A 25,349-nucleotide genomic window follows, 5' to 3' on the forward strand; every position below is an offset into this window, starting at 1 on the left:
AGGCGCGCGCCGGGCATTCAGCGGCCGATAGATAGCAAAAAGGTCCGCAAACGCGGACCTTTTTTTTCATGAAGCTGGCGCAACGAAAGCCGTCATTCGGTCCAGCTCAACGCGCCGCTATAGCCAACCAGCAAGATCAACAGCCCAAAGCCAATCCGATACCACGCAAACGCGGTGAAATCATGCGACGCGATGTAGCGCAACAGCCAGCGCACGCAGATAAAAGCGCTGACGAAGGCCGCCGCGAAGCCGATCGCGAAGTTGCCGAGCGCGTCGGTGGACAGCACGTGCCAGTCCTTGTGCATCTCGTACGCGGTCGCGCCGAAGATGATCGGAATCGCGAGAAAAAACGAAAACTCCGTGGCGACGCGCCGCTCCAGCCCAAATAGCATCCCGCCGATGATCGTCGAGCCAGAGCGCGACATACCCGGAATCAGCGCGAAACACTGCGCGAAGCCCACCTTCAGCGCGTCCAGCGCGCTCAGGTCGTCCACGTCGCGCACCCGCGCCTCCGCGTCGCCGCGCGCCCGCTGGCGGGCCTCCGCCCACAGAATCACGAGGCCGCCGACCACCAGCGCGAACGCCACCGGCACCGGCGAAAACAGCACCGCCTTGATGGATTTTTCGAACAGCAGCCCGAGCACGATCGCAGGAATCGTCGCGATGATCACGTTCAGCGTGAAGCGGCGCGCCTCCGGCCGGCTTGGCAGGCCGACCACCACGCTGCCGATGCGGCGGCGGAATTCCCAGCACACGGCGAGAATCGCGCCAAGCTGGATCACGACATCGAAGGTTTTCGCATGTTCGTCAGTGAAGTTCAGCAGACTGCCGACAACGATCAGATGCCCAGTGCTCGACACCGGCAAAAACTCCGTCAAACCTTCGACGACGCCCAGAATCAGCGCCTTGCAAGCCAGTAGCCAGTCCATCCGTGCTCCTCATCGCGGTAGATTGTCGGAACGGACAGGACCGGCGCGAACAGTTACATGCGTATGCGGCCCTGCCGGCCGCGCGCCGCGTCATTTTTCGACGATTTGCACGCGTATGCCGTTTGTAAGGATGGTGATTGTACCGGGTTCATAGCTCACTCCGGCAAATTGCAGTTGTTCGGGCTTGAACGTGTAGATCGGATAGTTGGTCAGCAATTGCGTCGCGAGCAGTGCCGCGGCCGCATTGATCTGCTGCGTGTAGGCCTGCGCCTGGCCGTTCACGCTAACGTTGTCGACATTCGGCGACTTGAGCACGACCGAGCGGCTGGCGGCGTCGTAGGCCAGCTCGCTCGACAGCGTGAACACGCCGTCGACCGGCTGCGGCATGAACGGGCTCGCGAAGCGCGCGTCGAGCTTCACCGAGACGCGGTTCGCGTCCGGCAGAAAACCGACCACGGGGTTGGTCAGCGCGACATCGAACACTTGCGAGACCGTGCGCTGATACGGGAATTTGCGCTGCACCGCGTCCTGCACCTGCTGCTGTGAGAACGTGTAGTGCGACGGAATGAACGGAAAAATCGGCGTCGCACAGGCCGCGAGCGATACGGTGATGCCAAGCGCGCTACAGCCTGTCAGCGCGGCGCGCAAAAAGCGGCGCCGGGCCGGCGCTGCGGGTCGAGTCATGCGAAATCTCCTGGGAAGGCTTGTCGAGCATGCGGGTGGGCTGGCTCGAGGTTTGGCCGATGCGGGTTGGACTGGCGCGCGTGGCAAAGGTCATTAACTTAACGGGTTTAAAGCGCTATAGGACTACCGCGGGACTACCGCGCGGCCGCTTGCGGCTGAGTTTGCGCTTCGAGCTGCGTCAGCCATGCGAGCGCTTCGACGCGGTGCGTCCCACACATCTCGGTTTGCGGCTGCAGACCAGAACAGCACGCCGGCCGCTCCGGCCGGCCGAAGATCGCGCAGCGCAGGTCGTCGCCGAGTTGCACGCAGCGCACGCCTGCCGGCTTGCCATCCGGCATGCCCGGAATGGGGCTCGAAATCGACGGCGCGATACAGCACGCGCCGCAATCGGGGCGGCACGCATGATCGGCCACGTGAAATGGCGACTCGCGCTTAACGACGCCGTCCGGCATTTTTATCTGCGCACTCTTCTGCACGCTTTTCCGCACATCACTCACGACACTCTTCCTGATCCCGAAAACGGGCAACGCATTACCAGACCCGCATTGTGCCACCGCATTCCGTGCGACCTTTTTACGCAATCCGGCCTTGGGTCGCTCCCTTAGACTCGAAAGCTCCGAAAGGCTACGCGCGAGAGGCGTCGGCGCTGCTCGATCCGCGCTTGTCACCCCGCTCCGGCGAACACCGCCGGCAGCCGCCTCTTCCACCGTGGCCAACCGACCCGAGCCACTCATGACCACCGTCGCCAACACGCTATTCCGTCCCGACCTGCTCGCCAGATACAGCGCAAACGGTCCACGGTATACGTCCTATCCGACCGCGCTACAGTTCCACGACAACTTCGACCCCGCCGACTATCTGCGCGCCGCCGCCGACCCGGGCGCGTCCGGCACCGATCTCTCGCTGTACTTCCACATTCCGTTTTGCGACACCGTGTGCTTCTACTGCGGCTGCAACAAGGTCGCGACGAAAAACCGCGCGCACGCGCGTCCGTACCTCAATCGACTGAAGCGCGAGATAGCGTTGCAAGCCGCGTGCTTCGACACGCGGCGTCCGGTGTCGCAACTGCATTGGGGCGGCGGCACGCCCACCTTCCTGTCGCACGACGAAATGGCCGAGCTGGTGGCCGCCACGCGTGAGCACTTCACGTTGCTGCCCGATGCCGAAGCCGAATATTCGATCGAAGTCGACCCGCGCGAAGCGTCGCCCGACACCGTGGCGCATCTGCGCAAGCTCGGCTTCAACCGGATGAGTCTCGGCGTGCAGGACTTCGATCCGGTCGTGCAGCAGGCGATCAACCGCATTCAGCCACTCGAGATGACCACCTCGGTGATGCAGGCCGCGCGCGATACCGGCTTTCATTCGATCGGCGTCGATCTGATTTACGGCCTGCCGCATCAAACCGTCGCCAGCTTCAGCCGCACGCTCGACACAATGATAGAACTCGCGCCCGACCGTTTGTCGGTGTTCGCCTACGCGCACATGCCGCAGCTCTTCAAGATGCAGCGTCAGATGGACCCCGCCACGCTGCCCTCGCCGGAGCAACGGCTCGCGCTGCTGCAACGGGTGGTGGAGCGTCTGACGGACGCGGGCTATATGTACATCGGAATGGACCACTTCGCGCTGCCCACCGACGAACTCGCGCGCGCGCAAGCGCAACGCACGCGCAGAACGCGAAAGACCTGCCCGGCTATGCGGCGGCGATCGACGCAGGCCAACTGGCGATCACACGCGGCGTGCGCCTCACCGCCGACGACCGCCTGCGCCGCGACGTGATCACACAGGTGATGTGCAACCCGGAATTGCGCTTCGATGAATTCGAAGCCGCTTACGGCCTCCGCTTTGCCGAAACGTTCGCGCCGGAGCTGAAGCGCTTGCCCGGCTTCGAGAAGGACGGTCTGGTGTCGATCAGCGCCGGCAAGCTCAAAGTGCAGATGGCCGGACGCATGCTGGTGCGTAACATCGCGATGGTGTTCGACCACTATCTCGGCCAGCAGACTCCCGAACGGTTTTCCCGCACGGTCTGAGCGCTTCGCGGCGGGTGCAAGCAAGTGGCTTGCCCGTCGTCGAATTTTCGGCCATAATCTGCGTCTTCGCTGCGCGCCCGTGTTCTGACGCGTACGCTGCAAGACCTGCCCAGGTGGTGAAATTGGTAGACGCAGGGGACTCAAAATCCCCCGCCGCAAGGCGTGCCGGTTCGATTCCGGCCCTGGGCACCAAAAAATTCGATTGACCGGTTGTTTTGCTTTTTCCTCGAACCCCGCCAGCGCCTGCTGCCTGCGGGGTTTGTCGTTTCTGGAAGCTGAATTCGGCTGCGCTCGAGAGCGCATCGAACCCAAGCCGCCTCGCACCAGACCAGGCAGCGTGAGCGCAAAACCCGCCGCCCATGCCGCCGCACAACACAGCCTTATCGCCCCGCCACTCGCGCGCCACCCTGCGTTTGCCCGCGCCGACGCTTGAACACATAGCCGCCCCACATCACCACCAGCCACACCGGCACGAGCAACACCGACATCGACAGCCCCGGCGTCATCGCCAGAATCACGAGGATCAGCGCCATGAACGCGAGGCAGATCCAGTTGCTGAGCGGAAACCAGAACGACTTGAACACGAGCGTCTCGCCCGCCGCCATCATCGCCTTGCGCGACTTCAGATGCGTCAGACTGATCAGCGCCCAGTTCAGCACCAGTGCCGCGACCACCAGCGCCATCAGCAGGCCGAGCGCTTCGGCCGGGATCAGGTAGTTGATGATCACGCAGGTGAACGTTGCGAGCGCCGACAAACCGATCGCCATGTACGGCACGCCGCGCCGGTCGACCTTCATCAGTGCGCGCGGCGCATTGCCCTGCTCCGCGAGACCGTAGAGCATGCGGCTATTCGCATACACGCCGCTGTTGTACACCGACAGCGCCGCCGTCAGCACCACCACGTTGAGAACGTTCGCGGTCAGCGTCGAGCCGATCTGCGAGAAGATCATCACGAACGGGCTGCCGCCCGCAGCGACCTCGTTCCATGGATACAGCGACAGCAGCACCGCCAGCGAGCAGATGTAGAAAATCAAAATCCGGTAGATCACCTGATTCACGGCCTTCGGAATGCTCTTCTGCGGATCGGCAGCCTCGGCGGCGGTAATGCCGATCAGCTCCAGGCCGCCGAACGAAAACATGATCACCGCGAGCATCATGAAGAGCCCGTGGACCCCGTGCGGGAAAAAGCCGCCATGACTCCACAAGTTGGTGATCGACGCCTGCGGGCCGCCGTGTCCGCTGATCAGCAGATAGCCGCCGAACACGATCATGCCGATCACCGCCACCACCTTGATGATCGCGAACCAGAACTCGGTTTCGCCGTAGGCCTTGACGTTGGCGAGATTGATCGCATTGATGCCCGCGAAGCACACCAGCGCCGACACCCACGTCGGCACGCCCGGCCACCAGTAATGCACATAGGTGCCGACCGCGGTCAGCTCGGCCATGCTCACGAGCACGTACAGCACCCAGTAGTTCCAGCCGGACAGGAAGCCGGGGAAGTCGCCCCAGTATTTGTATGCGAAGTGGCTGAACGAACCGGCGACCGGTTCCTGCGCGACCATCTCGCCCAACTGCCGCATGATCATGAAAGCGATGATGCCGCCAATCGCGTAGCCGAGAATCATCGACGGCCCGGCTGCCTGCAACACGCTCGCGGAGCCGAGAAAGAGGCCAGTGCCGATGGCGCCGCCCAGCGCGATCAACTGGATGTGGCGATTCTTCAGCCCCCGCTTCAGGCCGTCTTGCTGCTGTGCACTATTCAAATTGCGCCCCAGTGTATGGATTTCGGTCACCCCAGTCGGACTTGTGGTCCGGCCCGGCAAAACCGATGATTTTACCTCGGCCGAAATGGCCTAAATACTGGGACCAACCCGGGTTGGTTCTGCGCCGCACTTAACGGCGAGGATTGTGATTGTCACTCGCGTGGCGCTTCGGTATGGTCCCCTACTCCAGCTTCAGCCTGCGGAGATTCAACATGTTGAAACGTCTGCTTTGCGCCGCTGCTTTGTCTCTCTGCTTCGCGGGAGGTGCCGCCGTCGCGCAAACGGCCGCGCCCACGCCGGCGCCGGCCGACGAGCCCGCAACCCAACCCAGCGCGCCCGAAGCGCCGGCGCCCGCGCCTGCCGCCACGGCGCCGGCCGCCGCTGCCGCCGCGCCGATGAGCGGCCCGGTGCGCAACGTCGTGCTGGTTCACGGCGCGTTCGTCGATGGATCGAGCTGGAATGGCGTGGTCGCGAAATTGCAACAGAAGGGCTATCACGTGAGCTCGGTGCAGAACCCGCTCACGTCGCTCGCCGACGATGTCGCCGCGACCCGCCGCGTGCTTGCGCGCCAGGACGGTCCCACCATGCTGGTCGGCCACTCGTGGGGCGGCGTCGTGATCACCGAAGTGGGCGCGAACGCGCCGAACGTCGCGGGCCTCGTATATATCGCCGCGATTGCGCCGACGCTGCGCGAGTCGGCGATGGACCTGCTCAAGCGCGCCCCGCCGATGCCCGCGGGCGACGCCATGATCACAGACTCGAGCGGCTTTCTGTGGCTCGACCGTGGCCGTTACCACGCCGACTTCGCCGCGGACGTGCCTGAGAACGTGACGCGCGTGCTGTCCGCCGCGCAAGTGCCGATCGCCGCGAAGGCGTTCAGCGAGACGGTGAGCCAGGTCGGCTGGAAAGAAAAGCCGTCGTGGTACGTGCTGACGACCAAGGACCGCGCGGTGGCGCCGGAAGTGCAGAAATTCATGGCCGACCGGATGGGCGCGAAAGTCGTGCCGATGGCGTCGAGCCACCTCGCGCCGGTGTCGCATGCGGGCGCGATTGCCGATGTGATCGACCGCGCGGCGCGTGAGTTGAGCCGGCAGCAGTAGCGTGGCGGGCGGGGATGCGCGCGCGTGTCAGCGATTGCCGGCGATTGCCGGCGCGCATCCACTCGCACTACCTGAGCGCAGCTTCGAACGCGCATCGGTCCACCGCAGCGCTCAGCGCAGATTCGTGGTCGCCAGTTCGACGACCTCGTCCCCTCGCCCATTGAGCACGGCCCGCAGCATATACAGGCTGAAGCCCTTCGCCTGCGCCCACTGAATCTTCGGCGGCAACGCGAGCTCGTGCTTCGCGGTCACCACGTCGATCACCGCCGGCCCCGGATGCGCGAACGCCTCACGCAACGCCGGTTCGATATTCTCCGAGTGTTCAATCCGGACTCCGTAGATTCCCGCGCCTCGCGCAATCGCCGCGAAGTCGGTCGCGGCGAGATCCGTGCCGGCCTCGAGGTAGCCGCCCGCCTTCATCTCCATTGCGACGAAGCCGAGCGTGCTGTTGTTGAACACCACCACCTTGATCGGCAGGTCGAGCTGACGCGCGGTGAGCAGATCGCCGAGCAGCATCGACAGCCCGCCGTCGCCCGACAGTGAAATCACCTGGCGGCCCGGCTCGGCCGCTTGCGCGCCGAGCGCCTGCGGCATCGCATTCGCCATCGAACCGTGGTTGAACGACCCATGCAGGCTGCGTCGACCGTTCATGGTCAGATAGCGTGCGGCCCACAGCGTCGGCGTGCCGACGTCGGCGCAGAACACTGCGTCCTCGTTGGCGACCTTGTCGACAGTGCTGGTGAGATATTGCGGATGAATCGCGCGCCCCGGATCGGATGGCCGCGCGAGATCGTCGAGACCTTTGCGCGTGTCCGCGTAATGCTTGCGCGCGTTGTCGAGGAAGCGCCGGTCGGTCTTGCGTTTGAGCTTCGGCAACAGCGCCTGCAAGGTCGCCTCGACGTCGCCGACGAGACCCAGCTTCAACGGCGCGCGCTTGCCGAGCGCGGAGCCGCGCCGGTCGATCTGCACCACGTTGCCATGCGACGGATAGAAGTTGCGATACGGAAAGTCGGTGCCGAGCATCACGAGGGTGTCGCACGACATCATTGCGTGATAACCGGAGCTGAAGCCAATCAGCCCGGTCATGCCGACGTCGAACGGGTTGTCCCACTCGACGTATTGCTTGCCACGCAGCGCGTGCACGGTCGGCGCGCCGAGCTGGTCGGCGAAAGCGACCACCTCGTCGTGCGCTCCCGCGCAGCCGCTGCCGCACAGCAGCGTCACGCCGCCCGCCTGATTGAGCAGATCGGCGAGCCGGTCGAGATCGGCCGCGGACGGCACCACGGTCGAGCGCTCCAGCGTGCCGGCCCACGCCGGCGTTTCCTCGGGCGCGTCGCCGAGCGCGACATCGCCCGGCAGCACGATCACCGCGACGCCACGCTCCTCGATCGCGGTACGCATCGCGCGCGCCAGAACGCGGGGAAACTGCGAGGGATTCGTCACCAGCTCGACGAAGTGACTGCACTCCTTGAACAACTCTTGCGGATGGGTTTCCTGAAAGTAGCCGAGGCCGATTTCCGAGGATGGAATGTGCGCGGCGATCGCGAGCACGGGCTGATGATTGCGATGACAGTCATACAGGCCGTTGATCAGGTGCAGATTGCCCGGACCGCAACTGCCCGCGCAGACCGCGAGCTTGCCGGTCGCGGCGGCATCGGCGCCGGCGGCGAAGGCCGCCACTTCTTCATGGCGCGTGTGCATCCAGCGAATCGAGCCGAGCCGTTGCAAGCTATCCGACAGGCCGTTCAGGCTGTCGCCCGTCACACCCCAAATCCGTTCGACGTCCGCTGCCGCCAGTGTTTTGGCCAGATAATCCGCAATAGTCTGCTTACCCATGCTGTACCCCGCTCGGTGATAAAGACGGTGCCTCTGGAATGCCAGAGAGTACAGCTTCCGCGCAAACGTGTCGCCTGGGGCCCTTCGCGGCGAGTCGTAAGCGCGGTGAAATGGCCGCATAGGCAAGTCACGCGGCCAGCGCTCGCCTGCTGCGATCTCTACCGCTATCGCAGCATGAACGACATCGCCGACAGACAATTCAGCATCCGCACCGCATGCTCCGCCGATGCCGCGCGGAAGCGCAACGTCACCGCGTCGACGCGCGTGAGCGTCGGCCATTGGCAGAACAGATCGGCAAGCGCGCTGGTCTGCACGCGCAGTTCGCAGTCGACGGGCTTCGCGTCGGCACGCGCCGCGTGCGGCGCATAACCATCGGCGATGTGTTGCCGGACCACTTCCCGCGCGGCGCTTGTGATCGCCGCGCGCGCTGCCGCCGGCGATTGCGTGACGCCGCTCGCATGCCCGGTCGCGCTCTTCGTGACCACGAACCGCGCATGCGGAAAACGCGGCGCGGTTTCCTCGGCGAAGACGTCGTCGCCGGATAAAAGCACTACGCGTGCGCCATATTCTTCGGCCAGCGCGCCATACACGCCCGCCTCGCCAAGCTCGACGCCGTTGAACGAAACCCGCGCGAACGCGAAGCTGTTGATCGTGTGCGCGAGGACGCCGCGCGTTTGCGACATCGCGTGATAGCCGATCATGAAGACCAGCGCCGCACCATATTCGAGCCCGGCCATCATGCCGAGCGTGCGCGGCTTGCCGAGCACGACCTGGGCGCGCTCATCGAGCAGATCCGGCAGCAGGTTGCGAAAGCCGCCGTGCGAATCGTTGACCCATACCTCGGTGGCGCCGCCTTCGAACGCGCCTTCGATCGCGGCGTTGGCTTCGAGCGTCATCCAGCGGCGCGCGGCTTCGTATTCGCCGTTGCCCGCGCGCGTCTGCTCGGGATGAAACACGCCGGCCACGCCTTCGATATCGGCGGAAATAAGGACTTTCATCAGGAAGTGGCCTTCAGTAGTTGCGCGAGGTCGGGCACGCTGTCCTTCAGCGAAAGGTGCCGATGACCGTCGCGGCCCGTCACGGAGACGGCGCTCCACAACGCATCGACGATCGCCTGCTCGACGCTGTCCGCGCACGCGCGAAACAGCGGGTCCAGACGCGCGTCGGCGACGAGCGGCGGCAGCGTGACGAAGTCGGCGGCGTGCGGCACCGTATAGGCCGTTGAAAACGCCAGCGCGATGTCGCCGCTGCCGTGGCCGTACACCGAGCCGGTTCGTGCGAGACCGGCCGCCGCGCGCAACGACAGACGCTTGAGCTGGCGCGCGTCGAGCGGCGCGTCGGTGGCGACGATCATGATGATCGAGCCTTGCTCGGGCTTCGCGGCCGTAGCACCCGCAGCCGCCGCGTCAGCGGCCGCTTGCGCCGCGCGTGCGCGTTCGGCCAGCACGCGACCGAGCGGCGTGCCGTCGATCGTCAGCATCGGCAGGCGGCCGAAGTTCGCCAGCACCAGCGCGCCGACGGTATAGCCGTTGCCCGCGACATCCACCACGCGCGACGCGTTGCCGATGCCGCCCTTCAGATCGAAGCACGACATGCCACGCCCCGCGCCGATCGCGCCGCTCGCGACCTGGGTGCTGGCGTTGTCGAATGCGTCGTTGAAATGCTGCTCTGTGACGGCCAGCGCCTGGATGTCGTTCAGGTAGCCGTCATTGCATTCGAACACCAGCGGATTGACCGTCGACCATTCGCGCCCGATCCGCAGATTCGCGCGGATCGCCGCACGAATCTGCGCCTGCGCGAGCGCCGCGACGCCGAACGTATTGGTCAACGCGACCGGCGTTTCCAGCGTGCCGAGTTCCTCTACCTGCACGAGCCCGATGCTTTTGCCGAAGCCGTTGATCACAGACGCCGCCGCCGGCACCTTGTCGATGAACGGATCGCCCTGATGCGGACGAATCACCGTCACGCCGGTTTGCAACGCGCCTTCAGCGAGCGTGCAATGTCCGACCGTCACGCCCGCGACATCGGCGATCGTGCCGAGCGTCCCGCTCGGCAACGTGCCGATATGCGGTGCAGGCAGCGCTGAATTCACGGCTGCGCTCATGGCCGGTCGAGCTTCGGATCGAGCGCGTCGCGCAAGCCGTCGCCGAGCAGATTGAACGCCAGCACCGTCAGGAAAATCGCGAGACTCGGAAACAGCGCGATATGCGGCGCGGTGACCATGTCGGCGCGCGCTTCGTTGAGCATCGCGCCCCACTCGGGAGTCGGCGGTTGCGCGCCGAGTCCGAGGAACGACAGACTCGCCGCCGTGATGATAGAGGTGCCGATACGCATCGTGAAGTACACCACCACCGACGAAATCGTGCCCGGCAAAATGTGCCGTACGATGATGGTCCAGTCCGACGCGCCGATGCTGCGCGCCGCTTCGATATACGTGAGCTGCTTGAGCATCAGCGTATTGCCGCGCACGAGCCGCGCGAACGCGGGGATGCTGAAGATCGCCACCGCGCAGATCACGTTGATCATGCCGTTGCCGAGAATCGCCACCACACCGATCGCCAGCAGAATGCCGGGGAACGCGAACAGCACGTCGGCGACGCGCATCGTGATGCGGTCCCACCAGCCTTCGTAGTAACCGGCCAGCAGTCCGAAGAATGTGCCGATCACCGCGCCGATCGCCACGGACAGAAAGCCCGCCTCGAGTGAAATGCGCGAACCCACGAGAATGCGGCTGAAAATATCGCGGCCCAGCGAATCGACGCCGAACCAGTGCGTGGCGGACGGCCCCGCGTTCAGCGCGTCGTAGTCGAAGAAATTCTCCGGGTCGTACGGGACAATATGCGGCGCGGCGATCGCGACCACAATCAGCAGCAGCACGAAAATGCCGGCGGCGAGCGCCACGTGCTGCTTGCGGAATTTGCGCCAGAACTCGCTCCACGGGGTGCGGATCGCGCGTTCGGCGGGAGCGGCGGTGGCCGCGTTCGGCTCGGTGGCGGTCGTGCTCATGCGGGCCTCACTTGAAACGGATGGTCGGATTGATCACGGCGTACAGCACGTCCACGACCAGGTTGATGATGATGAATTCGAGCGAGAACAACAGCACCTCGGCCTGAATCACCGGATAGTCGCGCATCGACACGGCGTCCACCAGTAGGCGCCCGAGCCCCGGCCAGTTGAACACCACTTCGACGACGATCGAGCCGCCCAGCAGAAAGCCGAATTGCAGCCCCATCATCGTGATGACGGGAATCAGCGCGTTGCGCAGGCAATGCTTGACGATCACGAGCCGCTCGGGCACGCCCTTGGCGCGCGCGGTGCGCACGAAATCCTCGTGCATCACTTCGACGAACGAGGCCCGCGTGAAGCGCGCCATCACCGCCGCGACGGCCGCGCCCAAGGTGAGCGACGGCAACACGTAGCTCTGCCACGAGCCGTCCCCGACGATCGGCAGCCAGCCGAGCTTCACCGAGAAAATCTCCATCAGCAGCATGCCGAGCGCGAACGCGGGAAACGAAATGCCCGACACCGCTAGCGTCATGCCGAGCCGGTCGGGCCAGCGGTTGCGCCACACCGCCGAGACGATGCCGAGCGCCATGCCGATCACGACCGCCCAAACCATGCTCGCGACCGTGAGCCACAGCGTCGGCATGAAGCGCTCGGCGATTTCCTGGCTGACCGGCCGCTTGCTGCGCGTCGAGATGCCGAAGTCGCCATGCGCGATGCGCCAGAAGAAGTGGACGAACTGCTGCGGCATCGGCCGGTCGAGGCCGAGGTCGGCGCGCACCAGCGCGACGGTCGCCTCGTCCGCTTCGGGACCGGCGGCGAGCCGCGCCGGATCGCCCGGCAGCAGATGCACGAACAGGAACACCAGCACGGCGACGATGAAGAGCGTTGGCAGCAGGCCAAAGAGACGTTTGACGAGGAAGTTCAGCATGAAACCCAATCCGGCAATGATGCGGGCAATGAGGAATCGTGTGCGGCGGTATCGAGACCGTGCGGTCCGGCGCGCTGCTGGAACAACAACAACGGCAGCAGCGCGCCGGCTCGCACGTTCAGCGCGTTACCTCGTCACTTGATCGCGATTTCTTCGAAGTTGAACGAGCCGTCCGGCGCGACGTAAGCGCCTGACAGACGCTTGCTGCGCGCGTACACGACCTTCTCCTTGACGAGGAAGATCCACGGCGCGTCGGCCCAGATGCGCTTTTGCGCGTCAGTGTAGAGCGCGGCCTTCTGCGTACGGTCCGTGGTCGCGAGCGCCTCCTTCAGATCGCTGTCGACGGTGTCGTTCCTGTAGTAAGCGGTGTTCATCATCTTCGGCGGGAACGATACGGACGCGAGCAGCGGCGTAACCGCCCAGTCGGCCTCACCCGTCGACGACGACCAGCCCGCGTAGTACATCCGCACCGGCGCGGTGGCCGCATCCTGTGCGCTCTCCACCTTGGCGACGCGTTGCCCTGCTTCGAGCGCTTCGACCTGCGCCTTGATGCCGACCTGTGCGAGTTGCTGCTGCACGAACTGGATCACCTTCTGCGCGGTCGAGTAGTTATACGCGGACCACAGCGTGGTTTCGAAACCGTTCGGATAGCCCGCTTCCTTCAGCAGCGCGCGCGCCTTTGCCGGGTCATACGGCCAGGGCCCAAGCCTGGTCGCGTAGTCGACGCCTTGCGGAACCACGCCGTCGGCCGGCGTCGCGTAGCCGGCGAACGCGACCTTGGTCAGCGCTTCCTTGTTGACCGCGTAGTTCAGCGCTTCACGCACCTTCGGATTGTCGAACGGCTTCTGGTTCACATTCAGGCTGATGTAGCGCTGAATGATCGACGGCGCAGCAATCAGATCGACCTTCGGGCTCGACTGCAATTGCGCGGCCTGTTCAAACGGCACCTGGAACGCGAAGTCCGCTTCGCCGGTGCGCATCAGCGCGGCGCGTGTGTTGTTGTCGACCACCGGCTTCCAGTCGATCGCGTCGATCTTCGGGTAACCCTTCTTCCAGTAGCCCGCGAACTTCTTCACTGTCAGGTCGCCCGCCGGGTCCCACTTCACCAGTTCGAACGGCCCGGTGCCGACCGGATGGAACGCGATGTCCTTGCCGTACTTCTTCAGCGCGTCCGGCGAGATCATCACCGCCGACGGATGCGCGAGCACGTTGACGAACGCGGAGAACGGCGCCTTCAGCGTGACCTTCACCGTGTACGGATCAACTACTTCGGTCTTCTCGATGCGGCTGAACATGTTGTAGCGCTTGAGCTTGTTGGCCGGATCGGTAACGCGGTCGAAGTTCGCCTTGACCGCGGCCGCGTTGAAGTCGGTGCCGTCCTGGAACTTCACGCCGTGACGCAGCTTGAACGTGTAGACCTTCGCGTCCGGGCTGGCTTCGTAGCTGTCGGCCAGCACGTTGACCAACTTCATATCCTTGTCGAAACCGAACAGCCCCTGATAGAACGACTTCGCGACGGCTTGCGACAGCGTGTCGTTGGCATCGTATGGATCGAGCGTAGTGAAGGTCGACGCGACGGCCATCACGGCCGTGGTGTCGGCGTGTGCCAGATTGCCCGCGAGCATCGCGAACACCACCGCGCCGCCGCTGACCAGCGCGCGCAAACGAAACGGAGAAGACGGGACCAGCAGGTTCATGAGGTTGGCTCCAGGCTGCGAGATGAAACAGGTTGAGGTTGCGAGAGGAATCGCTTTGCTTTGGGTTGGGCTTCGGTCTTTTGCTTCGCTTACTTGCTTCAGTTACTGCTTCGTTGATCGCTTCGGGTCGTCGCGTCAGTAAGCGCCACCGATCCGATGCTGCGCGACGAAATGATCCGGTCCCACCGCCACGAGCGGTGCGACGATGGGTTCGTCGTCGAGCGCGCGGATCGGGCTCGGAATGTCGTCGGCGGCGAGCATGCGCTTCGCGTGACGGCGCGCCGGATCAGCCACAGGCACCGCGCCCATCAGCTTGCGCGTGTACGGATGCTGCGGCGCTTCGAATACCGCGCGGCGCGGACCGATCTCGACGATCTGGCCGAGATACATCACGGCGACGCGATGACTGACGCGCTCGACCACGGCCATGTCGTGCGAAATGAACAGATATGCGACGCCGAGTTCGCGTTGCAGATCGAGCATCAGGTTGACGATCTGCGCCTGCACCGACACGTCGAGCGCGGACACGGATTCATCGGCGATCACGACTTTCGGGTTCAACGCGAGCGCCCGAGCAATCGCGATGCGCTGACGCTGCCCGCCGGAGAATTCGTGCGGATAGCGGCGCGCGGCCTCGGCCGGCAAGCCGACTTTTTCGAGCAGCCATGCGACCCGCGCCTGAGCCTGCGCGCCTTGTGCGACGCCGTGCACGAGCAGCGGCTCCATGATCGAAAAGCCGACCGTCAGACGCGGATTCAGCGACGCGAACGGGTCCTGGAAAATGAACTGGATGTCGCGGCGCAACGCCTGCAACGCGGGCCCGGTCAGCGAACTGATTTCCTTGCCGTCGAATTCGATTGAGCCGCTTTGACTTTCTACGAGACGCAACAGCGAGCGCCCGGTGGTCGACTTTCCGCAACCCGATTCGCCGACCAGCGCAAGCGTTTCGCCGGGACGCAAATCGAAGCTGACTTTTTCGACCGCATGCACGCGACCCGTGACCCGGCCGAACATCCCGCTGCGGACCGGAAAGCGCGTAATCAGATCGCGCACGCGCAGAATCGGTGGTGTGCTTTGCTGGACGAGCGGCTGCGGTTCCCTGGCCACGGCGGCGGCGGGCCGCACGGCTTGATCGGTGCCGCCGAGGCTGGCCTGTTCGACGGTCAGAATCGGAAAGCGCGCGGGCTGATCGGTGCCCTGCATCGCGCCAAGACGCGGCACGGCCGCGAGCAGCGCCTTCGTATAAGGATGCGACGGCGCGGCGAACAGCGCGTCCGACGCACCCTCTTCGACCTTCTCGCCGCGATACATCACCAGCACGCGATCGGCCACTTCGGCGACCACGCCCATGTCGTGCGTGATGAAGATCACGCCCATGTTCATCTCGTCCTGCAAGCCGCGAATCAATTGCAGGATCTGAGCCTGGATCGTCACGTCGAGCGCGGTGGTCGGCTCGTCGGCGATCAGCAGCGCGGGCTTGCACGACAACGCCATCGCGATCATCACGCGTTGGCGCATGCCGCCCGACAGTTGGTGCGGAAAGCGCGCCGCCACCCGCCGTGCTTCAGGAATCCGAACGAGTTCGAGCAAACGAAGTGTTTCGGCATGCGCGGCCTGACGGCTCTTGCCCTGATGCAGCGCGATCGCTTCGCTGATCTGGTCGCCGACCGTGAAGACCGGATTGAGCGATGTCATCGGCTCCTGGAAAATCATCGCGATGTCGGCGCCGCGAATCGCGCGCATCGTGCCCGCCGACGCCTTGGCAAGATCGAGCACGCTGCCGTCGCGGCGCCGGAATGCGATGCTGCCGCCGGCCACACGCCCGCCGCCGTGCTCGATCAGCCGCATCAACGCGAGCGACGTCACCGATTTACCCGAGCCCGATTCGCCGACGATCGCCAGCGTCTCACCGCGCTCGACCGTCAGCGACAGATTGCGTACCGCGTTGAAGGTCGAGTCGCCGCGGCGGAACGCGACCGACAGATCGTCGACCGCGAGCACGCGTTGCGGCGGCAAGGTTTCGATAAGCAGGCGGGCGGTGTGCGATGAAGTCGGCACGGTGGTTCCTTTGAATTCGAACGCGGCTAACGTAGGGTCGGGCGAAGGTTCAGGCTCGGCAGGCAAGCGGTCTAGCGATAGATCGCCGTGACCGGCGCCTCGCCGAGCCGCGCGAAACCGCGATACATGCCTTCCGTATTGAATGGCAACGTGACATTGCCGCGCGCATCGACGGCGATCAGGCCGCCGCGCCCGTCGATCTTCGGCAAGCGGTTCATCACCACGTGGTGGGCCGCTTCTTCCAGCGAGACGTTGCGGTAGGCCATCTGCGCGGCGACATCGTAGGCCGCGACCATGCGCATGAACATCTCGCCGGAGCCGGTGGTCGACACCGCGCAGGTCGCGTCGTCGGCATAGCAGCCGGCGCCGATCAGCGGCGTGTCGCCGACCCGGCCGACCTGCTTGTTGGTGACGCCGCCGGTCGACGTCGCGGCCGCCACGTGACCGTGCTGATCCAGCGCGACCGCGCCGACGGTGCCGAACTTGCGGTTCGGATCGATCGGCTCGTGTGGCGTGGGCTCGTCGTCGTTATTCGATGACGATGCGGCGGCGAGTGTCGCGCCGTCGTGATCGAGCATCGCGCGCTGCTGACCGCGCGCGAGCAGCCATTGACGATGACGCGCGTCGGTATCGAAGTAAGCAGGCTCGACTAATTCGAGCCCTTGCGCGGCCGCGAACGCCTCCGCACCCTCGCCGGTGAACAGCACGTGCTCACTGCGTTCGAGCACCCGGCGCGCGGCCAGAATCGGGTTGCGCACGCGCTTCACGCAGCAGATCGCGCCGGCTTTGAGCGTGCTGCCGTCCATGACGGCCGCGTCGAGTTCGTGGGTGCCGGCTGCCGTGTACACCGCGCCGCGTCCCGCGTTGAAGAGCGGGCAGTCTTCGAGCAGACGCACCGCTTCGCTGACCGCGTCGAGCGCGCTGCCGCCTTCGGCGAGCACGCGCTGGCCGGCGCTCAATACCGCGTGCAAGGCCGCGTGATACTCGGCCTCGGCGCTGGCCGACATCGACGCGCGCAGGATCGTCCCTGCCCCGCCATGAATGGCAATGACTGCGTTGGTTTTCATCGTTTGGTTTTGATAGTGCGGGTGGTTCGAGGAGTGCGGCTGGTGGCGCGCGGCGCTTCGCCCGCTGCGTCGGCCGCTCCGGCCTGCGGTTCGACGAGCCACGGCAGCACGAATTCGCTGACGTCGGCGGCCGCCTTCACCGAGCGTTTGGCGCGATACGCGACCGCGTCGCACAGCGCTTCGATCACCGCGAGCACGGCCGAATCGGCGTTCGCCGCGAGGCGCCGGTCGGCGCGGATAAAGAGCGAGAGATTCGCGAATTGCGCGAGCGGCGAGCGCGGGCCGTCGGTCAGCGCCAGCACGCGGGCGCCCCGGCTGGCTGCGCGGCGCGCCAGTTCGATCGTGTCGTCGACATAGCGCGGAAACGCGATGGCGATCACCAGATCGCCTCCGTTCGAAGCGAACAGGCGCCGCGCGGCATGCGACGGCCCGCCGATCAGCGCGAGCGACTGCACGTTGTCGTGATATGGCATCAGGCCGTGTTCCATCAGGCCGGCGAGAAACGCGCTGGCGCCGTAGCCGAGCACGAACACGCGGCGCGCGGCGATGATCGCTTCGACGGCGGCGTCGGCGGCGGCGCGGTCGATGGCCGTGCGCGTCGCGTGCAGATTGTTGGCGGCCTGCTCCAGCGACGCGTCGACCAGATCGTCGCCGGCCGCTAGCGATTCCTGCGCGCTGCGCAAGCGCTCGACCGGCGCGAGCGTCGCCTCGAAGCCGCGCACCAGCGCCTCGCGAAACTGCGGATAGCCGTCGAAACCGAGCGCGCGGGCGAAGCGATTCGCCGTCGCCACCGACGCGCCGACCACGCTCGCCAGTTCATCGATCCGCATGGTCGCCGCGCGAAACAGATTGGCCAGCACGTAGTCGCCCATGCGCCGGTGAATCGGCGTCAGGGTCGGCATGGCCGCTGCGATGCGCGCGGCAATGGCCTGCTCGGCGGGACTGGATACGGCGGGCGGATGATGGATCATGCGAGCGGATTGGCGCGTCGATTGAAGTTGGAATACATGAAAGTATATTTACATGGAAATCCTTTAGAAAAAAATGTATTTTCATTTTTGAAGGGTTTTCACTGACCCGCGGCGGAGTGAAAACGCCGCTCTGTCATCCCGGACGCAGCGCGATGAAAATGCGTTTTCACGTCAGCAGGCTGCGGCGTGCGGCTCGGGAATGCGCGCGAGCCGCGCCGCCGGCGACATGAAGATGATCAGCGCCTGCACGAGAAAAGCCACCGCCGCCGCGACCAGGCACGCGTCGACGTTCCATCGCGCACTGAGCACCGCGCCGAGCAGCGCGCCGACTGGCCGCGCGCCGTAAGTGGCGGTGCTGATGAGCGCCGACACGCGGCCCATCATCCGTTCGGGCGTGATCGCCTGGCGCAGCGTGGTGGAGCCGACCACCCACAGAATCGGGCCGGCGCCGAGCAGGAAGAAGCTCGCCGTCGCGAGCCAGAACGACGGCTCGACGAGCGTCGCCACCATCACGAGCGACGCGAGCAAACCGCACGACGGCCCGATGATCAGCATGCGGCCGAACGCGAGACGTCGCGCGATGGCGGGCGCGGCCAGCGCGCCGCACACCATGCCGACGCCGTAAGCGCCGAGCGTCACGCCGACCGCCGAAGCGCTCAACCCCAACCGATGCACCGCATACGGCACGTACACCGCTTGCAGGATGAAGAAACCGAGGTTGAAGAACACGGCGGTCGCGAGCATCGGACGCAACAGTGCGTCGCGCAGCACGAAGCGTGTACCGTCGCGCAGTTCCAGCATGAAGTGACGCGCGGGCGCGGCGATGCGCGGCGGTTCGCGCAGCCCGGCCAGCAACGTGACGGCCAGCGCCGACAACGCCGCCGCGCAACCATAGGCCCAGCCCGCGCCGATCCAGCCGACCAGCAGGCCGCCCAGCGCCGGCCCCGCCGAATACGCGACACTGCGCGCGAGTTCGAGCCGCCCGTTCGCGCTCGCATACGCTTCGCGCGGCACGATCGATGGCACCAGCGAAGGCGCCGCGACGTTGTAGGCCACCGTACCGGTCGCCGCGATAAAGCCGAGCGCGGCGAGCAGCGGCAGACTCAATGCATGCGTCATCACGAGCAGAAGCACGCACAGCATCGCGAACACGCGCACGCTTTCAGCGAGCGTCATCAGCATGCGGCGCGAACGGCGGTCGGCCCATACGCCGAGCGGCATCGACAGCAACAGGAACGGCAGCGTCTGCGCGGTTTGCAGCAGCCCGGTGCCATGCGCATCGGCGCCGAGCGCGAACACCCCGACGAGCGGCGCGGCGGCGAGGCTGATCTGCTCGGCGGATTGCGCAGCCAGATTCGACCAGGCGAGCCGCTGGAACGCGGCCGGCAAACGAAGCGCGGACGATGACGAGGACGGGGCATGCATGGATGGACTCCTGCGGCTGGACCTGGGAAGACCATCGTCGTCCGTCCTGCGCCGCGCGGCGCTCCGGTTCTTGCGGTGTTATTCTTCGCTCGCCATGAATCTCGAAAGCATCCTCTTCACCCAAGGTTTCGGCTCGCGCCGTCAATGCCGCGCGCTGATCGCCGACGCTCGCGTGAGCATCGGCGGCACTGTCTGCACCGATGCCGACGCCGATTTCCCGACCCATGACGACAGCCTGCGCTTCAGCGTGGACGGGGTCGTCTGGCCGTATCGCGAGCATGCGTATCTGCTGCTGAACAAGCCCGCCGGCTACGAGTGTTCGCGCGAGCCGCAACATCATCCGAGCGTGTTCAGCCTGTTGCCGCCGCAGTTCGCCGAGCGTGGCGTGCAATGCGTGGGCCGTCTCGACCAGGACACGACCGGCCTGCTGCTGCTCTCCGACGACGGCAAGTTCGTGCACCTGTTCACGTCGCCCAAACGCAAGGTGCCGAAGCTGTATGTCGCGACCACGCGTCACCCGCTCGACGACGCGCAATTGAACGCGCTGCGCGGCGGCGTTTTGCTGCACGGCGAGACGAAGCCGATCGCCGCGGTCGACGCCGAAGCACGCGACGCTCACACGCTCGCGCTCACCGTGATGGAAGGCAAGTATCACCAGGTCAAGCGGATGATCGCGGCGGCCGGCAACCGTTGTGATGCGCTGCATCGCGAGCGGATCGGCGGACTTGGGTTGCCTGCGACGCTCGCGCCAGGCGCATGGCAATGGCTCGACGAAACCGACCTCAGTTCTTTACGGAGCGGGTAAACCGCTAGCTTTTCTCAAGGTCTTGATCCGGCAGGGAAAGCCGGCGCGCTTACGAAAAAGCCGGCGCAAAGCGCGCGTTCAGGCGCTGCGCCGCAGCATGCTCTTCCTTACACCTCGCCCTATACTCGTCTAAACAAACGACTACAAAAGGTTACAAGGAGGGGCGCCATGCATATCGACGGCACCATCGCGATCTCGCAGGTGATGATTGCTTTCACATGTCTCGGACTGCTGCTGGTCGGCGGATTGCTGATCGTGATGCGGTTGCGGCACAAATATCATCCGAACCTGATCGGCGCTTTGATTGGCGGGATGCTGTGCTTCCTGCTGCTGGAGTTTTTGCCGTCGCTGACCTGAGCCAGCGAGGAGCGCGCGAGCGCGACGCGCGACGGAGTTGCGCCGGGCGATGCCTGGCGTGGTGAGTGTTTGTCGGGTTTTAGCCGTGTGCGCGTCGTGGTCCGGGTTGACGGTTGCCTGGCTCCTGCGTGGCCTTTATCGCGCTTTTGGCTGACTTGCCGTAGCGCCTTCAGCCCCCTTACCTCCTTCGCGCCGTCCGCTCTCATCTTCGCTTCACGCCATCACTTCACACTGTCGCTTCACGGCTTCGCTTCGCGTCTTTACTTCGCGCCCCCCTCACGCAGAAAGTCCGCCACGCTCGGATACCGCAACCGCACGCGCAACTCATCCTTCAGACGCTGGTTCACCAGCCGCCTCGATTCGCGCATGAACGACAGCAGGCTCGGATCGATCCGCTCCTCCGCTTGCGCGCGCGTGATACGCGGCGCGCGCGGCAGGCCGAACGCATCCGCCACCGCATCGAAGTACTCGCCCATCTTCAGCGACGAGTCGTCGGAAGCGTGGATCGCGCGCGCCGGCTTGCCGTGCGTGGCGAGGCGCACGAGGATCGCGGCGAGGTCGTCGGCGTGAATGTGATTGGTGTAGACGTCGTCGGCGTCGATCAGCGCGGGCGTGCCCTTTTCGAGTCGCGCGAGCGGCAGGCGGTTGCGCGCATAAATGCCCGGAATTCGCGCGATGCTCGCCGCAACGCTGCCGCGGGCGGTCGCACGGCGCAACTGCTGCTCGGCCGACACGCGGCGTTTGGCACGCGGGTTGGCGGGTTGCGTTGCGCGCGTTTCGTCGATCCACGCGCCGCCGCAATCGCCGTAGACGCCCGTCGTGCTCGCATACACAAGACGCACGGACGCACGCGAACCGGCTAGCCGGCGCACCCCGTCGGGTACAATATTGGCTGTTTCAGATAGCGCCCACGAGGCACGAACGGCGCGCAACCCGCGGCGCAAGCGCCCTGTCAGCGAGACTGCGGGCATCACCGCGCCACGCGCGGCGCGCAGCGCGACATCGCGGCGCGCGCCGAGCGTTGCGAGCAACGCGCGGGTACGGCGGTCGTCGTCGCCGGTTTTCTGCGGCGGGGCGAGATGCAGCACCGTAGGAGCCAGGCCCGCGAGCCGCTTCAGGCTGCGGCGCACGTCGAGATCGCCGACCAGCGGCGTCACGCCCGCGGCGCGCAATTCGGCGCTGCGCCCGGCATGGCTGGTCAGCGCGAAAATATGCGCGCGCGGCCGCAGCAGGGGCACGCAGCGCATGCCGACATCGCCGCATCCTACGATCAACACGCGCGGCCGGCGGAAGTTTCGTGTCGCATTCATGGTGGACGCATTGTAGCCGTCAAGCGCGGCAGGTAGCGCGCGGTTGAGCGGCGGGTCCGATAACGATTCCCGACTTTACGATTTCGAACACTCTATGGCATTTAACGTCACGCTCCGGCAAAGCGGCCGGCAGTTTCAGGTAGAACAGGACGAACCGGTGCTGAGCGCCGCCTTGCGCCAGGGCATTGGCCTGCCGTATGGTTGCAAAAACGGCGCTTGCGGATCGTGCAAGGGCGCGGTGGTGAGCGGCGAGGTCGAACAGCGCGCGCATTCGTCGTCGGCGTTGTCGAACGACGAAAAGACGCGCGGCATGGCGCTGCTGTGCTGCGCGACCGCGTGCTCCGATCTCGAAGTGGACATCCGCGAAGTGGCCGGTGTCGGCGACGTGCAAGTCAAGAAGCTGCCGTGCCGCGTGATCGCGATCGAGCGCAAGGCCGACGACGTGATCGTCGTGAAGCTGCAACTGCCCGCCAACGAACGTCTGCAATACCTGGCCGGCCAGTACCTCGAATTCATCCTGAAGGACGGCAAGCGCCGCAGCTATTCGATGGCGAGCGCGCCGCATACGGAAGGCCCGATCGAATTGCACATCCGTCACATGCCCGGCGGCGCCTTCACCGATCACGTATTCAACACGATGAAAGAGCGCGACATCCTGCGCTTCGAAGCACCGCTCGGCACCTTCTTCCTGCGTGAAGATTCGGACAAGCCGATCGTGCTGCTTGCTTCGGGCACGGGCTTCGCGCCGCTGAAGGCGATCGTCGAGCACGCGGTGTTCAAGGACCTCGAGCGACCGATGACGTTGTACTGGGGCGCGCGTCGCAAGAAAGACTTGTATCTGCTCGAGCTGGCCGAACAATGGGCGCGCGAGATTCCCAACTTCAAGTTCGTGCCGGTGCTGTCCGAACCGGACGCAAGCGATGCATGGACGGGCCGCGTCGGTTTCGTGCATCGCGCGGTGATCGAAGACCTGCCCGATCTGTCGGCGTATCAGGTGTATGCGTGCGGCGCGCCGGTGATGGTCGAATCGGCTCAGCGCGATTTCACCCAGCATCACAGCCTGCCGGAAGACGAGTTCTACGCGGACTCGTTCACGAGCGAAGCGGATCTGGCCAACGCGGTTTGAGCAAACGAACGGTCTTGTCGACATGTCGATAAGACCGTCCTCGCACAACCTGTCAGCATGAAGACGGACGCGCAAAATTCCACCTTCATGCGCATCGGTGCAAATTCATGGTTTACACCGGCGCTTTCCTTGTCGTATTCTTTCGCGCATGAACCGCATCCACTCCGAACTCCGACGTCGCCGCTCGCCGCTCCCCTAGGGACGCCGCTGGCTTCGTCACGGATTCGCGCCGCACAAGGGCGCAAGCTGTTCGAATCATGAAAGCCACGGCATGCCGTGGCTTTTTGTTTTTCCGGCCGCAGTTTCATCTTCGGCCTGCTCGTCATTCACTTTCACCTGCTTTCACCCTGTTCCCTGGAGCCCGTCGTCATGAATTTCAATGAGTACCCTATCGAGTCGCTGATGTACATCACGAACCGGCCCGAAATCGTTTTCACGCACGGCAAGGGCTCGTGGCTCTACGACAATAACGGCAGGCGCTATCTCGACTTCATCCAGGGCTGGGCGGTCAACAGTCTCGGTCATTGCAATGACGGCATGATCGAAGCGCTGAACAAGCAGGCGAAGCTGCTGCTCAATCCATCGCCGGCGTTCTACAACGAACCGATGGCGCGACTCGCCGGCCTGCTCACGCAACACAGCTGCTTCGACAAGGTGTTCTTCGCGAACAGCGGCGCCGAAGCCAACGAAGGCGCGATCAAGCTCGCGCGCAAGTGGGGCAAGAAGTTCAAGGACGGCGCATTCGAAATCATCACGTTCGATCACAGCTTCCACGGCCGCACGCTCGCCACCATGTCGGCGAGCGGCAAGCCGGGCTGGGACACGATCTACGCACCGCAAGTGCCGGGCTTCCCGAAAGCGGATCTGAACGACATCGCATCGGTGGAAAAGCTCATCAATGCGAAGACGGTCGCCGTGATGCTCGAACCGATTCAGGGCGAAGGCGGCGTGATTCCCGCATCGCGCGAATTCATGCAGCAACTGCGTGAGCTGACGAAGAAGCACAACCTGCTGCTGATCGTCGACGAAGTGCAAAGCGGCTGCGGCCGTGCGGGCACGCTGTTCGCCTATGAGCTGTCGGGCATCGAGCCGGACATCATGACGCTCGGCAAGGGCATCGGCGGCGGCGTGCCGCTCGCGGCATTGCTGTCGAAGGCGGACGTCGCGGTGTTCGAAGCCGGCGATCAGGGTGGTACCTACAACGGCAATCCGCTGATGACCGCGGTCGGCTATTCGGTGATCTCGCAACTGACCGCGCCGGGCTTTCTGGAAGGCGTGCGGGCGCGCGGCGAGTATCTGCGCTCGAAGCTGCTGGAGTTGTCGGAGGAACGCGGCTTCAAGGGCGAACGCGGTGAAGGCCTGCTGCGAGCGTTGCTGCTCGATAAGGACACCGGCCCCCAGATCGTCGAGAAGGCGCGCGACATGCAGCCCGACGGCCTGCTGCTGAACGCGGCGCGTCCGAATCTGTTGCGCTTCATGCCGGCGCTGAACGTGACGAACGAAGAGATCGACCAGATGATGGCGATGCTGCGTTCGATTCTCGACACGCTGTAATCGAACAGGAGCACGCTGATGACGACACGCGCCCCGCTATCGATCCGCCGCTTCGACGCGCGCGATACCGATGCGGTGGTCGCGCTGTGGCAACAAGCCTTCCCCGAGTACCGGGACGCGACGAGGCCACAGCGCAACCCGCATCTGTCGATCGCCAACAAGCTGGCGACGCAGCCGGAACTGTTTTTTGTCGCGGTGTTCGACGAGCGCATCGTCGGCACGGTGATGGGCGGCTACGACGGGCACCGTGGCTGGATGTATTCGCTTGCGGTGGATGAGTCGTTGCGTCGTCATGGGATCGGCACGCGCCTCGTCGCGCATGTCGAACAGGCGTTGACCGAGCGCGGCTGTCCGAAGCTGAATCTGCAGATATTGTCTGCGAAGGCCGAGCTACGCGCGTTTTACGAGGCGCTCGGGTATCGCGCCGATGCGGTGATCAGTCTTGGCAAGCGGCTTGGCACATCGGTGGATCCTGCGCCGGCTGTTTGATCGCTTGCACGCCTGAATGAATGGCAAAGGCCGCATGCGATTTCTCACATGCGGCCTTTTTTCATCGGTACGGCTGAATGGTTCAGCCGGGCTTATTCAAGTGGATGATTCACCCAACTCATTCACCCAGATATGCCGCCCGCACCTTCGGATCATCCAGCATCTGCTTCGCGTCGCCGGACATCGTGACCAGACCCGAGTCCATCACGTAGCC

General features: G+C 64.9%; 22 protein-coding genes, 1 tRNA gene and 1 pseudogene. 8 read left to right on the forward strand and 16 right to left on the reverse strand.

Going from position 1 to position 25,349, the window contains the following annotated elements; translation table 11 throughout:
• Nucleotides 1-92: 92 nt before the first annotated feature.
• The 3 genes from P0D89_RS19605 to P0D89_RS19615 all read right to left on the reverse strand — a co-directional run bounded on the left by P0D89_RS19605 (nt 93) and on the right by P0D89_RS19615 (nt 2,065).
• Nucleotides 93-929, reverse strand: coding sequence for an undecaprenyl-diphosphate phosphatase (locus P0D89_RS19605; RefSeq protein WP_408361495.1), 837 nt, complete (start codon nt 927-929; stop codon nt 93-95).
• 90 nt (nt 930-1,019) lie between these two features.
• A complete protein-coding gene (locus tag P0D89_RS19610; protein ID WP_408361496.1) occupies nt 1,020-1,613 on the reverse strand; it encodes a DUF1439 domain-containing protein in 594 nt (197 codons plus the stop codon).
• Nucleotides 1,614-1,747: 134 nt separating this feature from the next.
• Nucleotides 1,748-2,065: a YkgJ family cysteine cluster protein gene (locus tag P0D89_RS19615; RefSeq protein WP_408361501.1), complete on the reverse strand. Its 318-nt coding sequence runs from the start codon at nt 2,063-2,065 to the stop codon at nt 1,748-1,750.
• A 280-nt stretch (nt 2,066-2,345) separates the two neighbouring features.
• On the opposite strand from P0D89_RS19615, the pseudogene hemN reads away from it, so the two are divergent.
• A pseudogene (hemN, locus tag P0D89_RS19620) lies at nt 2,346-3,640 on the forward strand (oxygen-independent coproporphyrinogen III oxidase).
• Nucleotides 3,641-3,747: 107 nt separating this feature from the next.
• Nucleotides 3,748-3,832, forward strand: a tRNA-Leu gene (locus P0D89_RS19625).
• A gap of 188 nt (nt 3,833-4,020) precedes the next feature.
• Here P0D89_RS19625 and P0D89_RS19630 read toward each other — a convergent pair.
• Nucleotides 4,021-5,406 carry an amino acid permease gene (locus P0D89_RS19630; protein WP_408361497.1) on the reverse strand — a complete coding sequence of 462 codons (1,386 nt, stop codon included), beginning with the start codon at nt 5,404-5,406 and terminating at the stop codon, nt 4,021-4,023.
• Nucleotides 5,407-5,618: 212 nt separating this feature from the next.
• Between P0D89_RS19630 and P0D89_RS19635 the strand changes: the two genes are divergently transcribed.
• Nucleotides 5,619-6,506 (forward strand): alpha/beta fold hydrolase, encoded by an 888-nt coding sequence (locus P0D89_RS19635; RefSeq protein ID WP_408376992.1) that lies wholly within the window; start codon nt 5,619-5,621, stop codon nt 6,504-6,506.
• Between the two features lie 111 nt (nt 6,507-6,617).
• Here P0D89_RS19635 and poxB read toward each other — a convergent pair whose 3' ends face one another.
• The 10 genes from poxB to P0D89_RS19685 form a co-directional block, all read right to left on the reverse strand.
• Nucleotides 6,618-8,342, reverse strand: coding sequence for a ubiquinone-dependent pyruvate dehydrogenase (poxB, locus tag P0D89_RS19640; RefSeq protein WP_408368114.1), 1,725 nt, complete (start codon nt 8,340-8,342; stop codon nt 6,618-6,620).
• Between the two features lie 164 nt (nt 8,343-8,506).
• Nucleotides 8,507-9,340 carry a M55 family metallopeptidase gene (locus P0D89_RS19645; protein WP_408368116.1) on the reverse strand — a complete coding sequence of 278 codons (834 nt, stop codon included), beginning with the start codon at nt 9,338-9,340 and terminating at the stop codon, nt 8,507-8,509.
• The gene (locus P0D89_RS19650) at nt 9,340-10,434 is read right to left on the reverse strand and encodes a DmpA family aminopeptidase (protein ID WP_408368118.1); all 1,095 of its coding nucleotides are present in this window, start codon (nt 10,432-10,434) and stop codon (nt 9,340-9,342) included. Before P0D89_RS19650 ends, P0D89_RS19645 begins: the two co-directional genes overlap by 1 nt.
• 8 nt (nt 10,435-10,442) lie before the next feature.
• Nucleotides 10,443-11,348 (reverse strand): glutathione ABC transporter permease GsiD, encoded by a 906-nt coding sequence (gene gsiD, locus P0D89_RS19655; protein WP_408368120.1) that lies wholly within the window; start codon nt 11,346-11,348, stop codon nt 10,443-10,445.
• A gap of 7 nt (nt 11,349-11,355) precedes the next feature.
• The gene (gene gsiC / locus P0D89_RS19660) at nt 11,356-12,276 is read right to left on the reverse strand and encodes a glutathione ABC transporter permease GsiC (protein ID WP_408368122.1); all 921 of its coding nucleotides are present in this window, start codon (nt 12,274-12,276) and stop codon (nt 11,356-11,358) included.
• Between the two features lie 134 nt (nt 12,277-12,410).
• Nucleotides 12,411-13,973, reverse strand: coding sequence for a glutathione ABC transporter substrate-binding protein GsiB (gene gsiB / locus P0D89_RS19665; RefSeq protein ID WP_408368124.1), 1,563 nt, complete (start codon nt 13,971-13,973; stop codon nt 12,411-12,413).
• A gap of 135 nt (nt 13,974-14,108) precedes the next feature.
• A complete protein-coding gene (locus tag P0D89_RS19670; protein ID WP_408368126.1) occupies nt 14,109-16,031 on the reverse strand; it encodes a dipeptide ABC transporter ATP-binding protein in 1,923 nt (640 codons plus the stop codon).
• Between the two features lie 71 nt (nt 16,032-16,102).
• Complete coding sequence (locus tag P0D89_RS19675) at nt 16,103-17,098, reverse strand: isoaspartyl peptidase/L-asparaginase family protein (RefSeq protein WP_408368128.1); 996 nt, start codon at nt 17,096-17,098, stop codon at nt 16,103-16,105.
• Nucleotides 17,095-18,069 carry a MurR/RpiR family transcriptional regulator gene (locus P0D89_RS19680; RefSeq protein ID WP_408368130.1) on the reverse strand — a complete coding sequence of 325 codons (975 nt, stop codon included), beginning with the start codon at nt 18,067-18,069 and terminating at the stop codon, nt 17,095-17,097. The genes P0D89_RS19675 and P0D89_RS19680 overlap by 4 nt, the downstream gene beginning before the upstream one ends.
• Before the next feature lie 171 nt (nt 18,070-18,240).
• Nucleotides 18,241-19,494, reverse strand: coding sequence for an MFS transporter (locus P0D89_RS19685; protein WP_408368132.1), 1,254 nt, complete (start codon nt 19,492-19,494; stop codon nt 18,241-18,243).
• 94 nt (nt 19,495-19,588) lie between these two features.
• On the opposite strand from P0D89_RS19685, the gene P0D89_RS19690 reads away from it, so the two are divergent.
• Nucleotides 19,589-20,299 carry a pseudouridine synthase gene (locus P0D89_RS19690; protein ID WP_408368134.1) on the forward strand — a complete coding sequence of 237 codons (711 nt, stop codon included), beginning with the start codon at nt 19,589-19,591 and terminating at the stop codon, nt 20,297-20,299.
• 168 nt (nt 20,300-20,467) lie between these two features.
• Nucleotides 20,468-20,656: a hypothetical protein gene (locus P0D89_RS19695; RefSeq protein WP_408368136.1), complete on the forward strand. Its 189-nt coding sequence runs from the start codon at nt 20,468-20,470 to the stop codon at nt 20,654-20,656.
• Between the two features lie 260 nt (nt 20,657-20,916).
• On the opposite strand, the gene P0D89_RS19700 is transcribed toward P0D89_RS19695, so the two are convergent.
• Complete coding sequence (locus tag P0D89_RS19700) at nt 20,917-21,966, reverse strand: NAD-dependent epimerase/dehydratase family protein (protein ID WP_408368138.1); 1,050 nt, start codon at nt 21,964-21,966, stop codon at nt 20,917-20,919.
• A gap of 94 nt (nt 21,967-22,060) precedes the next feature.
• Here P0D89_RS19700 and P0D89_RS19705 point away from each other — a divergent pair, with 94 nt between their 5' ends.
• From P0D89_RS19705 to P0D89_RS19715, 3 genes are all read left to right on the forward strand, one after another.
• The gene (locus P0D89_RS19705; RefSeq protein WP_408368140.1) at nt 22,061-23,092 is read left to right on the forward strand and encodes a CDP-6-deoxy-delta-3,4-glucoseen reductase; all 1,032 of its coding nucleotides are present in this window, start codon (nt 22,061-22,063) and stop codon (nt 23,090-23,092) included.
• Between the two features lie 369 nt (nt 23,093-23,461).
• Entirely contained in the window at nt 23,462-24,646 is a 1,185-nt protein-coding gene (locus P0D89_RS19710) for an acetylornithine transaminase (RefSeq protein ID WP_408368142.1), read from the forward strand.
• 18 nt (nt 24,647-24,664) lie between these two features.
• On the forward strand, nt 24,665-25,135 hold the full coding sequence (locus tag P0D89_RS19715) for a GNAT family acetyltransferase (RefSeq protein ID WP_408368144.1): 471 nt from the start codon (nt 24,665-24,667) through the stop codon (nt 25,133-25,135).
• Between the two features lie 118 nt (nt 25,136-25,253).
• Here P0D89_RS19715 and P0D89_RS19720 read toward each other — a convergent pair.
• Nucleotides 25,254-25,349, reverse strand: a 96-nt coding sequence (locus tag P0D89_RS19720; protein WP_494478171.1) for an ABC transporter ATP-binding protein C-terminal domain-containing protein, incomplete at its 5' end; no start/stop codon positions are given.

The organism is Paraburkholderia sp. RL18-085-BIA-A (assembly GCF_046027075.1).
Taxonomy (GTDB): domain Bacteria; phylum Pseudomonadota; class Gammaproteobacteria; order Burkholderiales; family Burkholderiaceae; genus Paraburkholderia.

What these genes read in the sequence shown, in the direction of transcription:
- P0D89_RS19605 (WP_408361495.1), bottom strand. Translation starts at nt 929, where the DNA reads ATGGACTGGCTACTGGCTTGCAAGGCGCTGATTCTGGGCGTCGTCGAA.
- P0D89_RS19610 (WP_408361496.1), bottom strand. Translation starts at nt 1,613, where the DNA reads ATGACTCGACCCGCAGCGCCGGCCCGGCGCCGCTTTTTGCGCGCCGCG.
- P0D89_RS19615 (WP_408361501.1), bottom strand. Translation starts at nt 2,065, where the DNA reads ATGCCGGACGGCGTCGTTAAGCGCGAGTCGCCATTTCACGTGGCCGAT.
- P0D89_RS19635 (WP_408376992.1), top strand. Translation starts at nt 5,619, where the DNA reads ATGTTGAAACGTCTGCTTTGCGCCGCTGCTTTGTCTCTCTGCTTCGCG.
- poxB (WP_408368114.1), bottom strand. Translation starts at nt 8,342, where the DNA reads ATGGGTAAGCAGACTATTGCGGATTATCTGGCCAAAACACTGGCGGCA.
- P0D89_RS19645 (WP_408368116.1), bottom strand. Translation starts at nt 9,340, where the DNA reads ATGAAAGTCCTTATTTCCGCCGATATCGAAGGCGTGGCCGGCGTGTTT.
- gsiD (WP_408368120.1), bottom strand. Translation starts at nt 11,348, where the DNA reads ATGAGCACGACCGCCACCGAGCCGAACGCGGCCACCGCCGCTCCCGCC.
- gsiC (WP_408368122.1), bottom strand. Translation starts at nt 12,276, where the DNA reads ATGCTGAACTTCCTCGTCAAACGTCTCTTTGGCCTGCTGCCAACGCTC.
- gsiB (WP_408368124.1), bottom strand. Translation starts at nt 13,973, where the DNA reads ATGAACCTGCTGGTCCCGTCTTCTCCGTTTCGTTTGCGCGCGCTGGTC.
- P0D89_RS19675 (WP_408368128.1), bottom strand. Translation starts at nt 17,098, where the DNA reads ATGAAAACCAACGCAGTCATTGCCATTCATGGCGGGGCAGGGACGATC.
- P0D89_RS19680 (WP_408368130.1), bottom strand. Translation starts at nt 18,069, where the DNA reads ATGATCCATCATCCGCCCGCCGTATCCAGTCCCGCCGAGCAGGCCATT.
- P0D89_RS19685 (WP_408368132.1), bottom strand. Translation starts at nt 19,494, where the DNA reads ATGCATGCCCCGTCCTCGTCATCGTCCGCGCTTCGTTTGCCGGCCGCG.
- P0D89_RS19690 (WP_408368134.1), top strand. Translation starts at nt 19,589, where the DNA reads ATGAATCTCGAAAGCATCCTCTTCACCCAAGGTTTCGGCTCGCGCCGT.
- P0D89_RS19695 (WP_408368136.1), top strand. Translation starts at nt 20,468, where the DNA reads ATGCATATCGACGGCACCATCGCGATCTCGCAGGTGATGATTGCTTTC.
- P0D89_RS19700 (WP_408368138.1), bottom strand. Translation starts at nt 21,966, where the DNA reads ATGAATGCGACACGAAACTTCCGCCGGCCGCGCGTGTTGATCGTAGGA.
- P0D89_RS19705 (WP_408368140.1), top strand. Translation starts at nt 22,061, where the DNA reads ATGGCATTTAACGTCACGCTCCGGCAAAGCGGCCGGCAGTTTCAGGTA.
- P0D89_RS19710 (WP_408368142.1), top strand. Translation starts at nt 23,462, where the DNA reads ATGAATTTCAATGAGTACCCTATCGAGTCGCTGATGTACATCACGAAC.
- P0D89_RS19715 (WP_408368144.1), top strand. Translation starts at nt 24,665, where the DNA reads ATGACGACACGCGCCCCGCTATCGATCCGCCGCTTCGACGCGCGCGAT.